Origin of the sequence: Clostridium guangxiense (assembly GCF_021043395.1) — a bacterium.
Classification (GTDB): domain Bacteria; phylum Bacillota; class Clostridia; order Clostridiales; family Clostridiaceae; genus Clostridium_S; species Clostridium_S guangxiense.
The window spans coordinates 292,034-307,001 of the sequence record NZ_JAJNKE010000001.1; the positions used below are offsets into that span (position 1 = coordinate 292,034).

Annotated in this window: 10 protein-coding genes; 2 read left to right on the plus strand and 8 right to left on the minus strand. The window is 29.7% G+C overall.

Annotation, left to right across the window (positions count from 1 at the left end; all coding sequences use genetic code 11):
* Positions 1 to 5: 5 nt before the first annotated feature.
* The 3 genes from LQK79_RS01495 to LQK79_RS01505 all read right to left on the minus strand — a co-directional run bounded on the left by LQK79_RS01495 (position 6) and on the right by LQK79_RS01505 (position 3,662).
* Complete coding sequence (locus LQK79_RS01495; RefSeq protein WP_231015228.1) at positions 6 to 1,592, minus strand: O-antigen ligase family protein; 1,587 nt, start codon at positions 1,590 to 1,592, stop codon at positions 6 to 8.
* Between the two features lie 33 nt (positions 1,593 to 1,625).
* Positions 1,626 to 2,366, minus strand: a complete 741-nt coding sequence (locus tag LQK79_RS01500; protein WP_053241068.1) for an N-acetyltransferase — start codon at positions 2,364 to 2,366, stop codon at positions 1,626 to 1,628.
* Positions 2,367 to 2,576: 210 nt separating this feature from the next.
* Positions 2,577 to 3,662, minus strand: a complete 1,086-nt coding sequence (locus tag LQK79_RS01505) for a Gfo/Idh/MocA family protein (protein ID WP_053241069.1) — start codon at positions 3,660 to 3,662, stop codon at positions 2,577 to 2,579.
* 191 nt (positions 3,663 to 3,853) lie between these two features.
* Here LQK79_RS01505 and LQK79_RS01510 point away from each other — a divergent pair, with 191 nt between their 5' ends.
* Both LQK79_RS01510 and LQK79_RS01515 read left to right on the plus strand, forming a co-directional pair.
* Positions 3,854 to 5,305, plus strand: coding sequence for a right-handed parallel beta-helix repeat-containing protein (locus LQK79_RS01510; RefSeq protein ID WP_231015229.1), 1,452 nt, complete (start codon positions 3,854 to 3,856; stop codon positions 5,303 to 5,305).
* 41 nt (positions 5,306 to 5,346) lie between these two features.
* Positions 5,347 to 6,411, plus strand: coding sequence for a glycosyltransferase family 4 protein (locus LQK79_RS01515; RefSeq protein WP_053241071.1), 1,065 nt, complete (start codon positions 5,347 to 5,349; stop codon positions 6,409 to 6,411).
* 115 nt (positions 6,412 to 6,526) lie between these two features.
* Here LQK79_RS01515 and murJ read toward each other — a convergent pair whose 3' ends face one another.
* From murJ to LQK79_RS21025, 5 genes are all read right to left on the minus strand, one after another.
* The gene (gene murJ / locus LQK79_RS01520) at positions 6,527 to 8,062 is read right to left on the minus strand and encodes a murein biosynthesis integral membrane protein MurJ (RefSeq protein ID WP_231015230.1); all 1,536 of its coding nucleotides are present in this window, start codon (positions 8,060 to 8,062) and stop codon (positions 6,527 to 6,529) included.
* Entirely contained in the window at positions 8,063 to 9,190 is a 1,128-nt protein-coding gene (locus LQK79_RS01525) for a glycosyltransferase family 4 protein (RefSeq protein ID WP_231015231.1), read from the minus strand.
* Between the two features lie 124 nt (positions 9,191 to 9,314).
* Entirely contained in the window at positions 9,315 to 10,631 is a 1,317-nt protein-coding gene (locus LQK79_RS01530) for a nucleotide sugar dehydrogenase (protein WP_053241077.1), read from the minus strand.
* 154 nt (positions 10,632 to 10,785) lie between these two features.
* The gene (locus LQK79_RS01535; RefSeq protein ID WP_053241078.1) at positions 10,786 to 12,642 is read right to left on the minus strand and encodes a polysaccharide biosynthesis protein; all 1,857 of its coding nucleotides are present in this window, start codon (positions 12,640 to 12,642) and stop codon (positions 10,786 to 10,788) included.
* 130 nt (positions 12,643 to 12,772) lie between these two features.
* Entirely contained in the window at positions 12,773 to 14,929 is a 2,157-nt protein-coding gene (locus LQK79_RS21025; protein WP_053241079.1) for an N-acetylglucosaminidase, read from the minus strand.
* Between the last annotated feature and the right edge of the window lie 39 nt (positions 14,930 to 14,968).

A 14,968-nucleotide genomic window follows, 5' to 3' on the forward strand; every position in this document is an offset into this window, starting at 1 on the left:
TATAACTATATGTTTCTTTTCTCGTCAATACATGATATACATAATCCATAAAGCAGCCAATGAGGCAAAAAGTATGTTACTGAACTTGGTGAAAAACTTCCGAATATAAATCCACCTAAAGCTAAAAATAAAGATAATGAAATATATTTTTGAGCATTGTCTCCATTTTTATATGAAGTATAAAGCCTTTTAAGTAAATATGCATAAAACACAAGATATAAAACAAAAAATAAAACTCCAAAATCTCCAAACAATTCTATAAACCATCCATGAGGATCGTAAGTTTTATGAGTATTGTTTGCTTTTTCTACATAATAAGATGAATTTCCAACTCCAACACCTAATAAATGTTTTTGTTTTATAACTGCGTTAATAATATCATAAGCAACAGTTATTCTCTCATTTACAGAATCAGCCTTACCTATTCCTGTACCTTTTTCAATATCCTTAAGTGCAGTTGCACTATTAGCTACTTTTTGTCTATAATCGTTTTTAGCGCTTAGCACGGATGAATAATTGTAAGCGACAAAAAATAATATAATAAATATAATTGGAAAAACTAATATTTTGGGTTTCTTCTCCAAAATCAAGAAAATGCCATATATCACAACAAACGCCAGCATAATAGGCACTCCATATTTACCAAATTTAGAAGATACTACTGTAACTGCACTTGCTATTGTAACAATACCAAAGCCAGCTGTAAAAATAAAAGATTTATTCTTCTTATTATATAAAATAACAACTGAATAAACTGCTAAAATTAACATTAATACAGAGTAGTTAGTTCTTGATGCAGTTAATACTAGTACAACAAAACTTATAAATCCTGCTATAACAGAAAAAATTTGTACTTTCCTGTTTTTAACAAAATAACTTATTGTAAGTAAAAATGGAATTCCAATAGTTAAAAAGGTTCCAAAATTATTTGTATTAAAGAAAAAGGCTATAGGTCTACTTCTTAATTCAACCAAAGTCGATTTTTGAATCTTATATTGTTTATATACATCATAATAATGTTGAACTGGTAACTGCTTTGCAAGTAAAATTTCAAACAAACCTACAATCACGGACACTAAAACCATAAATCCAAAAACTTTTATAGTTCTATTTAAACTATTGCCAACTGCATGGTAAATTACTATATCAAATACAAATGCAAACATCATTAAATATATAGCAATGTATTTAATATTTGCACTTCTACTTGCAGACCAAGTCACACTTAAACAAATATATACAAACCAAATAGCAAAAAACAATGCAATTTTTTTATCTATATTTCTTACTATTTTTTCTCTATTTTGAATAAATTTAAAAATTGAAACCACTGTAGTTATTACTAAGAACACATGAAAAACATATAATTTTGAAGTGTGTATATAGTATGTATAATCCATAACTGATGTAATTATAAGTGTATACACTAGATTTTCATACATTTCTTCAGGATTTGTTATTAAAATTACAATTGCAGAACAAACTACAAATATACTTCCCGTTACATAAGTACCACTTATTAATGCATTAGCTATACTAAATATCAGTAAAACAACTAAGTAAATATAATTTTTTTTATGTATTGCAAGCATTTTTTTCCTCCCAAATGACGTTCTATGAAGCGCTTATTGATTTTTTAAAAGTTGGTCTAAAGGAACATTTTTAAAATACTTTGCTGGGTTACCTGCAACAATGCTTTCCTTCTTTACATCCTTAGTAACTACACTGCCTGCAGCAACAAACCCATCATTTTCTATAACCTTACCAGGAAGTATAGTTGCCTGAGCTCCAATCCTTCCACCTTTTTTTACTGTTACCCCTTTAAAGTGATTGTATCTCTCTTTAGAGCGTGCAGCATAATTATCATTAGAAGTAACAACTCCAGGTGCTATAAATACATAATCTTCAATTTGTGAATAAGCAGTAATATATACATTTGTCTCTATTTTACAGTTTGAACCTACTGTACAATAGTTTTCAATAGCTGCTCCTCTACCTATTATTGTTTTAACGCCGATTGTTACATTTTCTCTTACAGTTGCTAAATCAGCTACCAATGTATTTTCTCCTATTTTACAGCCACAGTATATTACCACACCCGCACCTATTAAGCATCCATTTTCAATAATGCATGGTTCATATTTTTTTTCTTCCTTAAAGATACTATTTACTGATCTCATCGGTTCTTTTCCTATAACTGTATTATCATCTATTCTAACATTATCACCAACATTGCTTCCATTGTGTATAACAACATTATTACCAATAAGACAATTCTTGCCTATTACCACATCATCTTCTATTACAGCAAAATGACCAACCTTAGTATTTCCACCTATACTGCTTTTGTCTGAAATATAATTCATAAAATTACCTCTATTCACTTTTAATATTTCGTGAAAAATTACATGTATAAAACTATTGTAAAATCATTTTACTTGCTAACTTATACATGCATATTATCTCTTTTTCAATCTATATTTTAAATATACACTCAAGTTAACTTTCCACTTACAACCTTACACATGTAATTCAACCAAAACCCATTACATATAATGCTAAAAATTCAAACTTAATTATTTCATATCCAATGTTGAAAAATCTTCAATAGGAAATTTCACTGGCATTTTTGTAAGTGCTGATTTGTAAGCACCCAGTATAATTGACATACCCTTTTTACCCTCTTCGCCACTAACAAGAGGTTCCCTATTATTATTAATAGCATCTATCATGTCCCTAAATAAAGGTGTATGCCCAAAACCATATACTGAATCAGGATCACCAGCCTGTGCTTTTAATATATCATCTTCACTATCCTTGCCATCTTCAAATCTCCATGTTTCAATCCTATTGACAGCAAGTCCTCCTATAACAACCGTTCCTTTTTCACCAAATATACTTAGTGTTTCTTCTAAATTTTTTGGATAAACGCATGCGCTTCCTTCTATTATTCCTATAGCCTTGTTTTTAAATCTAATTAAAACTGCTCCAAAATCTTCTGCCTCTATATCTCTTATAAAATTATCACACTCAGCATATACGCTTTCGACTTCACTTCCTACCATCCATTGAAGCAAATCTATGTTGTGTATGCATTGATTCATTAATGTTCCACCATCAAGCTTCCATGTACCTCTCCAGGGTGCTTGTTTATAGTAGTCCATATTTCTATTCCAAAGTATTCTAGCTGTTCCATTTATTATATTGCCAAATCTTCCTTCATCTAGCGCCTTTTTTAGCTGCTGAATTGGCTTATTAAACCTATTTTGATGACTTACACATAATTTTACGTTATTGCTTTTTGAAACCTTAATCATTTCGTCTGCATCTTTTATTGAAAGAGCCATAGGCTTTTCACATATAACATTCTTCTTATTATTCATACAATATATTGCAATCTCTGGATGATATCCGCTTTCAGTTGCAATTGTAACAACATCTATATTTTCTTTATCAAGCATTTCCTTGTAGTCAGTATATACCTTTATATTTACATCCAAATCAATTTTATCTTTATATTCTTTAGCCTTACCTTCGGCTTTTTCTTTTACTATATCACATACTGCAACAAGTTCAGCCTCATCTTTATTATTTACAAGAGCTTCCACATGCTTATATGAAATTCTCCCGCATCCAATGATTGCAAACTTTAGTTTTTTCATAAATATTCACCTCAAAATCTAAGTATTTAAAGATATCTAATGCTTATTATAATACAACATCATTTTTTTGTCATTAAAATAATATTTATTGTAACCAAATTTTATTAATTAAATTTTAAATTTCCTGTATTATGTTGTATAATTGTACATGCTTATTGTCTATTTTAATTGAATTGAAAGGAATTGAGCTTATGAGAAATAAAAATAAACTATTTTTACTTTTGCTTTCAACAACATTAGTGTTTATATTAACAGCATTCTCTGGCAAAACAAAGGTATACGCCAGAACATATTATGTTTCACCAAATGGATTTGATTGTGATTGGTCACAAGCCACTAGTGACACAGGAAATATAGACAATCCATTAAAAACACTAAAAAATGCAATTTACCATTATATGAAACCTGGTGATACTTTAATAATTAGAGCAGGTACATATCGTGAAAGAATCGATATTTATGGAAATGGTTCTCCTACTGCTTGGTATACTATAAAAAATTATCCAAATGAAACAGTAACTTTATATGCTGATGGAGATGACACAGAAATGGGAAATGGATTGGTTTTCCATAATTCATCTTATTGGAATATATCAGGTTTAAACATAACAAATTATACAGGTTCTGGGGTATGGCTAAATGGAGAAGGCGGAGATAATGTAAACCATATAAATTTAAGCAATTTAAATATATATGGCATTAATGGTCCACAAACAGGCAACAATGGAACAGAAGGTATTTTTGCTGATGGGAATGCTTCTTATTGTACAATTGAAAATTCTAAAATTCACGATATAAGTTTGCCTGCAAATAGATCTGATAGAGATCATGGAATATACATTGGTTATGGCGTAAAACATATCATAATAGATGGAAATGAAATTTATAATAATATAGGTTCTGGTATACAATTTTATGGTGAACCTAATGGTGGAAGTTATTGTACTATCTCAAACAATAAAATATATAATAATCATGCTTATGGTCTTACAATTTTCACAAACGCTCAGCATAATTTTATATATAGAAATTCTTTTTATGGTAATAAAAATTACGATGTTAGATTAGAAGAAAATTCAAATAGCAATGTATTAAAAAATAATGTATTTGGCTCAATAAACAGTGAGTATAATGTCGTAATGATGAATAGCTCAGACAATAATACCTTTAGCAATAATTGTTATGCCAAAACTAATGGTTTAGTTATATATGCCCACAACACAAGCATGGATTTCAACACTTGGCAAAAAAATTATTTTCAAGACTTAGGTGGAAACAAACTCACAACAATCTCTAGAACAAATGACGTATTAAACGTTCAAAATGAAGAAATATCAAAGCGATTAGAATTTAACAATTTTAATCAAACAAACAACTTTGTTTCCTCAAACAAAACTTGGAGTATAAAATTCAACAACACTATAGATAAAAATTCTCTAAATAGTAGTACTGTATGGATAGAAGATGCTTTAGGCAATGTATTTAATACAAACTTGCAATTATCCAATGATGAAAAAACTGTTGTAGTTTCACCTAATAACAATTATACTAGTAATGCTGTATATTGCTTATATATAAGTAATTTAAAATCTACAAACGGCAAAACTTTAACTCCTTTAAAAATGTCATTTTTAACATACTAAATACATAGTTTTATATTTAAATACTTTAAGGTGGTAATCAGATGAAAATATGCTATATTGCAAATTCAGCTAGTTCTCATACTGTAAAATGGGTAAATTACTTTGCATCTCTTGGAAATGATGTCCATGTAATATCTCACTCAAACGTCCCTATTAAAGGTGCAAAGGTTCATTATATAAATTATAGCTTAAAAAACTATCCTTTAATGGTACATAAGGTTCACAAGTTAATTAAAAATATAAATCCAGATATACTACACGCACATCAGGTTAATACCTGTGGTCTTTACGCTGTCTCCCTAAAGGGTTATAAAACAATAGTATCTGCTTGGGGCTCTGACATTTTAGTTGCACCAAATAAATCATTTATTATGAAAAAAATTGTACAGTATGTAATAAAGCATTCTTATTTTATCACATCAGATTCTCATTATATGTCTAAAGCAATAATTAAGCTTGGTGGGAATAAATCTAAAATACTTACATTCCCTATGGGAGTTGAAACTTCATTAACTAACTACAAACATATATATAGCACAAGCAAAAGTAAAATAAATGTATTAAGTTATAGAAGGTTAGAAAAAATTTACAATATAGATATAATAATTAAAGGATTTTCTAAAATCTTAAAAAAGCACGATAATATATATCTAAATATCGCAGCTTCAGGAAGTGAATTTAATTCTCTATTGACCTTAGTAAAATCATTAAAAATAGAGAATCATGTTAAATTTTGGGGAGCTTTTAATTCTAATGATTTAGGAAACTTAATTACTGCAAATGATATTTTTATTTCAATTCCCTCATCTGATTCCACATCTGTAAGTTTACTTGAAAGTATGTGTTGCGGTGTTTTCCCTATAGTTTCAAACTTACCTGCAAATCTAGAATGGATAGAAGACAAAAAAAATGGTTTGGTAATAAATTCGATAAATGAGGTTGAGGTAGAAAAAGCTTTAAATTGGTGCATTGAAAATTTTTCCAAATTTCCTATAATCGCTGAAAAAAATATTGAACTTATACATAAAAAAGCTCTATGGAAAAACAACTCTAAAATCATATTAAATTTATATAATGATATATATTCTAAGGGGTCGTCACACTAAATATAAAAAATTACGAACTAATTAAAATGAAGGGTTTTAACTTCGCTTTGCACGTTAAAACCCTTCACTATTATGATTGCTTCGCAATTTTTTTAGTGCGACAACCCCAATACGTTTATTTTTTTCTCTTCATATTAACTAAAAATTTAATTTCATTAACCTTAAATGAAACCATCAAAATATAATATATTGCCAAACCACAACCTGCAGAAATGATTATTTTAAATGATAATCCAATAGTATTATCTCCTATAAAATTCAAAGCTTTATAATATGTAAAATATGTTATACCAGCCATGGCAATTCCTGAAATAATAACTTTAAGTATAACCGATACCATTGGAAGCAACTTGACATTTTCAAGCTTATGTCTTAACTCTGCAAGCATTATTATACTTGAAATCATAGTAGAAAAAACAACTGCTATAGCAAGACCTCTAACACCAAATTTAGGTGCAAAAACAAAAATAAATACTATATTTAAAGTTATTATAATAAAGCCATTAATCATAGGTGTTATTGTATCTTTTGTTGAAAAAAATACTTTACCTAATATATCTATAAGTGAATACCCTATAGAACTCAAGGCTAAAATTCTTAAACAATCTGCTGTAATAACCGCTGATTTAGCATCAAATTTTCCATGTAAAAGAAGTAATTTCACCAGTGGCATACTTAAAATCATCATTAAAAAAGCAAGTGGTATTACAACAACAGATACTATATTCACAGACTTAACAAAGAAAGAATTAAACTCTTCTCTACTTCTGTTGGAAAATTTATCTGTAAGCATAGGATATAAAACAGTCGTAACAGATGATATAAATACTTGATTTATAATTGTGCTTATTTTATTGGCATAATCAATTACAGATATGCTGCCCGCCGCAAAACTAGAGGCAAATCTTCTGTCTACCATAGTGTTAATCTGAGAAGCCGCTGTGGTTATTAAAATTGGCACTGCCATTTTAAACATAAGTTTCACATGCTCATCTTTAAAATTTATTATAAATTTTTTATACTGATAATTTTTTATAAAAGGCTGCTGAACTAACATTTGCATTATAGAGCCTATAAGCACTGATACTATAGCTGAAATTATTCCAAATTTATAAAAAACAACTATTCCAATAATAATAACAATATTAGCAGTTATACCTGTTAAGGCTGGTTGAATAAATACACCATAAGACTGCAAATATCCAGTATAAATACCGCTAATACCTAAAAATAATATTGTAGGCATCACAATTCTTGTCATTGTTACAGCTTGGGCAAAATCATTTCCCTTAAAACCTACTGCAAATAGCTTAATTAATACAGGTGAAATTAAAATTCCAACAATAGAAAGTACGATACATAATAAAGATACTATGTTTACAATATTGGTAAAAAACTCATCAGACCTTTTTTTGTCATTTTTAATATTAGAAAATACTGGTATAAATGTTGTAACTATAGCAGCAGAAACAGCACTAAACAACACATTAGGCATTGTAGTTGCTATTTTATATATATCCGACTCCCTAGTTGCTCCAAACTTAACAGCTATAAGCAGCTCTCTTGCAAAACCAGTTATCTTGCTTAATACCAACATAACCGTAATTATAGCACTATATTTAAAAACATTTTTTGTCTTTGAGTTAACCATTTAGTCCTCCATATATTTTCCTTCAATGCCCAAAATATTATCATAAAGCTTTAATAACTCTTTTTTTTCATCATCCCAACTATAGTACTTTTTAACTCTTTCAATACCGTTTTTGCCAATCTCTTTCATCACCTGTTTATTTTCCATTAAATATTTTATCTTCTTATATATTTCTTTAGGATCCTGTGGATCTACAAATTCGGCTGCATCTTGAAATTTTTCTCTCCAATATGGAAAATCTGACATCAAAATTGGCATACCGCACGCCATATATTCAAAAGCCTTTATTGGTAAACTCTTTAAATAATTCTTCACCGGATAAAGAGTGCATATACCTATATCTGCTGCTTTCATATAAGAATACACTTCATTGAGTGGTTTAAAGCCTATGTACTTTGTATACTTCCATCCATCTGATTTTTCACATTCAGTTTTATAATCACTACTATCCCACTTTCCTAAAAGCCAAAATTCAACTTCACCATTAAAATATGCAACTGAATCAACAATTTCCTTTATTCCTCTTATCTTCATAAGTCCACCTGCATATATTACCACATACTTTTTCCCTTTTCTGGATACAGGAAGTGACTTTTCTATCATATTAACTATAGGATAATTTCTAAGCAAAGCTTTTTTTCTAACTTTAAACTTTTCAAGAATTTCAGGTGTAACCGATATTATTCCGTCAAAAAGTTTAGAAATACTTTTTTCAAAAAGATTAAACATGCCAGATATTATTTTTCTAAGGAATTTAATTTTAATCCAATCTTTAGCCAATATTTGAGATGGTACATCCTCATGCACATCATAGACAACTTTCTTTCCAAAAATTTTTAAAAATATTCCTACAATAATGAGTTCAGGATCATGAAAATGATATAAATCAGCATTAACCTTAAGTGCCTTAAAAAGAGCTTCCATAGTCTTAATAAACATTCTATACATCCTGTTATTTTTTTTACTTAATTGGATTATATTAACTTTACTGTTCACATAACTTTTATCGCTTGTAACAATAAAATATACATCGTACCCCTCATTTGCTAGAGTGACACATTCCTTTTGGAATATTCTCACGTCTGCCGATGAATGAACAGTAGATATGTGGCATATTTTATATGTCATATTCTATACCTCCGGAGTATTTAATGTTTAAATATTTATCTCAAGGTATAATCTTTTTCATAGATTACACAAATTGCACAAAGTAAAATTTACCTTGTGCAACTTAAATATTGTATACGTAAAATTACAGCTTATTGATTTTATTTCTATTATTCTTAACATCCTTAGTTGCATTTCTTGTATCATATAAAAGTTTAGCTTCAGCAACCACTTTTTCATAATCATAATCGCTGTGATCAGTAGTTATAACCACGATGTCCGCATTCCTTATTTCACTTTTCCAATCTACAGATTTATATTCTACACCGTTGTGTTTAAATGAACTTACATATGGATCATTATAAATTACTTCTGCTCCATTTTTGAGTAAGTTATCTATTACCTTAAGTGCAGGTGATTCTCTCATATCATCTATATCCTTTTTATATGCTACTCCCATTAAAAGTACTTTTGAACCATTAAGTGCTTTTTTAGCTCCATTTAATACTTTCATTACATTTTCAACCACAAATTCAGGCATACAATCATTAATTATTCCTGATGTTTCGATTAATTTAGTATGAAAATCATATTCTTTTGCCTTCCATTCAAGATAAAATGGATCAAGTGGTATGCAATGTCCTCCAAGACCTGGACCTGGATAAAAGGGCATAAAACCATAAGGCTTTGTTTTAGCTGCATCTATGACTTCCCAAACATCTATACCCATTTTATTACATAACATAGCCATTTCATTAGCCAAAGCTATATTTATATTTCTAAATGTATTTTCAAGTATTTTTTCCATTTCTGCCACTGCTGGAGAAGATACCTCTTTAACATCACTTTCAAGAACACTTCTATATAACATTGCAGCAACTTCAGTACATTCAGCAGTACATCCACCAACTACCTTAGGTGTATTTTTAGTTTTAAATTGTTTATTACCAGGGTCTACTCTTTCAGGTGAAAATGCAAGAAAGAAATCAACTCCGCATTTTAATCCGCTTTCCTCAAGTATTGGTTTACAAACCTCCTCAGTTGTTCCAGGATATGTTGTACTCTCTAAAACTACTAGCATTCCCTTGTGTAAATACTTTGCTACACTCCTTGTAGAACTTTCAACATATGATAAATCAGGTTGCTTATACAAATCAAGTGGTGTAGGAACACAAATGCAAACAGTATCAACTTCCTTTACAAAGCTAAAATCTGTAGTAGCTTTAAGTATTCCATTGTTAACCAAATTCTTAAGCTCATTATCAATTATATCTCCAATATAGTTTTTGCCTGCATTAACCATTTCAACTTTTTGTGACTGAACATCGAAGCCAATTACCTTATATCCAGCCTTTGCCTTTTCTACAGCGAGTGGAAGTCCAACATATCCTAACCCTACAACACCCAATTTAGCTGTTTTATTTTTAAGCTTTTCTATTAATTCATCCTTATATTGTGACAATTTTTATACCTCCAAACATATTTATGCTCTTATCTAACTAGTGATAAAATACATTAATTATTAAATTTTATATTATATTAATAACATCTTTGACTAATAACTGTACATAGAACACCATTAAATTATAATACAATGTCAAATTTTTGTCACCATATTATTGATTTTTCTTTCTTTTGTACGTAGGAACTTTTTCTGCCATAATTTCATATATTTTTTCTTTATTATTTTCTTTTAGCACTTCTTTAAAATCTTCAATTGAACTCTCAATAAAATTCATATCAATATCCATAGGTTTTTCAACATGTATTTTTTCATGTTCTGTACTTGTAAGTGCAACTTCACTCATTAAAAGTTCCTCATAAAGTTTTTCTCCCGGTCTAAGACCTGTAAACTCTATTTTTATATCTTCTCCTGGGTTAAAACCTGATAAAGTTATTAAATCTTTTGCAAGATCTACTATTTTTACTGGTTTACCCATATCAAGTACAAATATCTCTCCACCTTTTGCCATAGCACCAGCTTGAATAACAAGTTGAGCTGCTTCTGGTATAGTCATAAAAAATCTATTGATTTCTGGATGAGTTACTGTAACTGGACCCCCGTGTGCAATTTGTTTCTTAAATAGAGGAATTACTGAACCATTACTTCCTAAGACATTTCCAAATCTAACTGCAACAAATTCAGTTTTGCTAACTCTATCAAAAGCTTGAACCATAAGTTCGCAAAATCTTTTTGTTGCTCCCATTATATTGGTAGGATTTACTGCCTTATCTGTGCTTATTTGAACAAATTTTTTAACATTATATTCATCACAGCATTTTAACACATTAAAAGTTCCAAGTACATTATTTTTAATAGCCTCCATTGGATTTACTTCCATTAAAGGAACGTGTTTGTGAGCTGCTGCGTGAAAAACTACATCAGGTTTAAATTTTTCAAATATCTCGTCAAGTCTCTTTTTATCTCTTATTGAAGCAATTATTACCTCTTTATTTAATTTAGGGCAAGTATAATTTAATTCCATCTGAAGATCATATGCATTATTTTCATATATGTCTAAAATCACAAGAGTAGCAGGATTAAACTTAGATATTTGTCTGCATAATTCTGAACCTATGGAGCCACCTCCACCGGTAACTAAAATATTTTTTCCTTTTATATACTTTTCTATATTTTCTGTATTTAACTTAACCTCATCTCTCCCAAGTAAATCTTCAATACTTACATCCCTTATTTTTCTCATATTAAACTTTCCATCTATTATGTCGCTTATGCTTGGAAAAGTTCTAAGCTTGCACTTAGTATTTTTGCATATATTAAAGATTTCCTTTCTATCCTTCTCAGGTGCCGATGGCATAGCTACTATAATTTCTCCAATTGAATTTTCTTCACAAAACTTCTCTATGTCATTTCTAGTGCCAACTACTTTCACGCCATATATAAGTCTTCCCAATTTTTCATCATCATCATCTATAAGTCCAATGATATCATAATTTAACTTTTTGCTCCTTTTAATCTCTTTAATAAGCGTCGCTGCAGCATCACCAGCTCCAATTATAAGCAATCTTATTCTATTCTCACTGATGCACTCTCTATTTTTCTTACTTTCATACGATGCTCTATAGGCAAATCTAGTTCCTCCTAAAAGTATTATACAAAGCATCCAAAAAATAACATGAACTGTATATGGAAATCTATAAAATACAGTTTGAGTAATCTTCATATGACTTAATATATAGCTGTAAACAATAAACACTATATTAGTCAAAGACACTGAATAAACTATAGATAGAAGTTCGTCTATGGACGCATACTTCCACATATTATTATAAAGATTAAAAATCCTATTAAATATGATCATAAAAACAATTACTGGAACTATAGATACCTTAAATAACTTTATATACCTAGTATCCACCATAAAATCATATTTAAGCAGTAACGCTATATATAGGGACATTGTAACCATTATAATATCACTTATAACAAAAAATCTATTTTCCTTACGCATATACACACTTCCTTAATCTTTGTTGACAAATTTAATTTTACACTATTTTTAAAATTATTCAATGTTTTTTATGCTAAAAATAAAATCCACTTATAACAAAGTGGATTTTATTATGCATCATTAAGTAAATTTACTTATAAATAGGAAGATCAAAAATCAATTTTGCTGTCGGACAAAGATCATATAATGATTTAATATTATATATTTGATTAATTGCCCATTTTACATCTGTTGCATATTGATGGGATGGATTATTAGGATTCCACCTCATCTTATATAAAGTATCCTGATTATACTGAGGATTATTTATATATGAACTTGATACAAATTTAGCTCCACCTTTAATTGCAGCGTCAACAGAAAACCACCCTTGGTTGTAAGCATATTGTGAACCATAATAGTCTGCATTTTCATCATATGCCCCAATTCCAAACATATTATATACTGTTTCTCCATTTACCACAATTCCAGTTGCAAGATTTGACGTTCCATTTCCCGTTTCAAGTAAAGCATGCGAAACTAAATACATAGGATTTATATTGCTGTCAGCTGCAGCCTGCAAAAATACGGCTCCTTTATTTTCAAGCACGCCTTTGCCCTTAAGTACATTATTTATATCATCAGCTGAAATTCCATCATAATATGTTAATTTTAAAAACTCAAATCGCCCAAAAGGATCATTTATATAGTTTGCTGGATCTAAATATTTAAGAATAGTATTACTATCAGCAGCTACCCATTGTCCATTTGAATTTTCATATACTGCCTGCTGATTAAGCTCCATATTTAGAACCTGCTGTAAAGTATAATTATAATTAGTTTGTGTGTACTGAGTATTTGCACCTGCCTTTGGCTGAACAAATTCCGTAAAACAATAATAATTATCGTAACTTCCAAGTCCCTGAGCATTTTGTATGTTCCCCTGTGTATTTGCTTCTTTAACCCATACTGATATTCTATACTTACCTGAAGCAAAAGGTGGATTTACTGAAATTTCATAAGAATCACTTCCACTTACTGCGGAAGTATATCCATTAGTAGCATCAGTCCATGTATTACTTGAGGCTGGTGATACTAATACCCTATATTGTGCATTAGCTAATTGTGGGGCACTAACATTTAATTTAAGCGTATCACCCTCTATCAATGATGATGGGGTTGCAGTAACATTAAGTGTAGGACTACAAACTTTTTCCAAAACATAGTAGCTATCGTAATTTCCTAATCCTTGACTATTAGATATCCTACCAACAGTTCCAGCATTTTTAACCCATACTGATATTTTATATTTTCCAGAGCTTAATGTCTTGCTTAATTTAGTAGCATAATAATTATCTCCATCAACTGATGAAGTATATCCACCAGTAACATCTTCCCAACTGCCACTTGAATCATTTATAAAAACTCTATATTGCACTTTCTCACTTACATTTGACAATAGTTTTATATTAGGATTTGATCCTATCGTCATGTTATCAACTTGTGCATCTTTAATTTGAGGAACAGGACTGATACATTGCTTAAAGCAATAGTAATTATCGTAATTTCCTAATCCCAAACTATTGGTATACATTCCATCTCTTTCATACCTTTTAACCCATACTGATATTCTGTAATCACCATAATCATTAAACTTACCAATATTAATATTAAATGGCGTATTTCCATCAACAGGTGAAGAATATCCATTACTCTTGTCTATCCATTCATTAGTGTTTAGTTTATTAACTAGTACTCTATACTGTACTTTTCCAGTAATATCACTTTGGACTGTTAAATTAACATCATCATCCTGATAAACCTGCGAAGGTAAACTTTCAACGGTTACTTTAGGATTGCATATTTCATCAAAAGCATAATAATCATCATAACTTCCTAGTCCAAGTGAATTATTAATAGTACCTGTAGTTCCAGCAGCTTTTACCCAAACAGAAATTTTATACTTGCCAACAGCTAAATTATTTACATTAACATCATATTCTTGGCTTCCAGAGACAGGGGTTGAATATCCATTAAATATATCTTTCCAACTTCCAGTATCATATGAATATATCAAAAATCTATATTGTACGCTGGAAGAAGTGTTAGATACCACTCCTAGTTTCAATGCATCATTCTGAAATACCTGATTCGAACTTCTAGTCACAGAAACAATTTTAGGATTACTAGTATTGGCTTGTCCTGTTTGTGAGCTGGTTGCTGCTTGTACATTTTGTTGCAATGCTATAATTATAAAAGCAAATACAACTACAATTACTACCTTCCTTAATCTGCTAATATCATTCACCTCCCTTCACAAAAGGACAGGATTACGTATACATTATAG

Bases quoted from the DNA above. Each gene is read 5' to 3' on its own strand.
- LQK79_RS01505 (WP_053241069.1), bottom strand. From the start codon at position 3,662: ATGAAAAAACTAAAGTTTGCAATCATTGGATGCGGGAGAATTTCATAT.
- LQK79_RS01525 (WP_231015231.1), bottom strand. From the start codon at position 9,190: ATGACATATAAAATATGCCACATATCTACTGTTCATTCATCGGCAGAC.
- LQK79_RS01495 (WP_231015228.1), bottom strand. From the start codon at position 1,592: ATGCTTGCAATACATAAAAAAAATTATATTTACTTAGTTGTTTTACTG.
- LQK79_RS01515 (WP_053241071.1), top strand. From the start codon at position 5,347: ATGAAAATATGCTATATTGCAAATTCAGCTAGTTCTCATACTGTAAAA.
- LQK79_RS01510 (WP_231015229.1), top strand. From the start codon at position 3,854: ATGAGAAATAAAAATAAACTATTTTTACTTTTGCTTTCAACAACATTA.
- murJ (WP_231015230.1), bottom strand. From the start codon at position 8,062: ATGGTTAACTCAAAGACAAAAAATGTTTTTAAATATAGTGCTATAATT.
- LQK79_RS01535 (WP_053241078.1), bottom strand. From the start codon at position 12,642: ATGCGTAAGGAAAATAGATTTTTTGTTATAAGTGATATTATAATGGTT.
- LQK79_RS01500 (WP_053241068.1), bottom strand. From the start codon at position 2,366: ATGAATTATATTTCAGACAAAAGCAGTATAGGTGGAAATACTAAGGTT.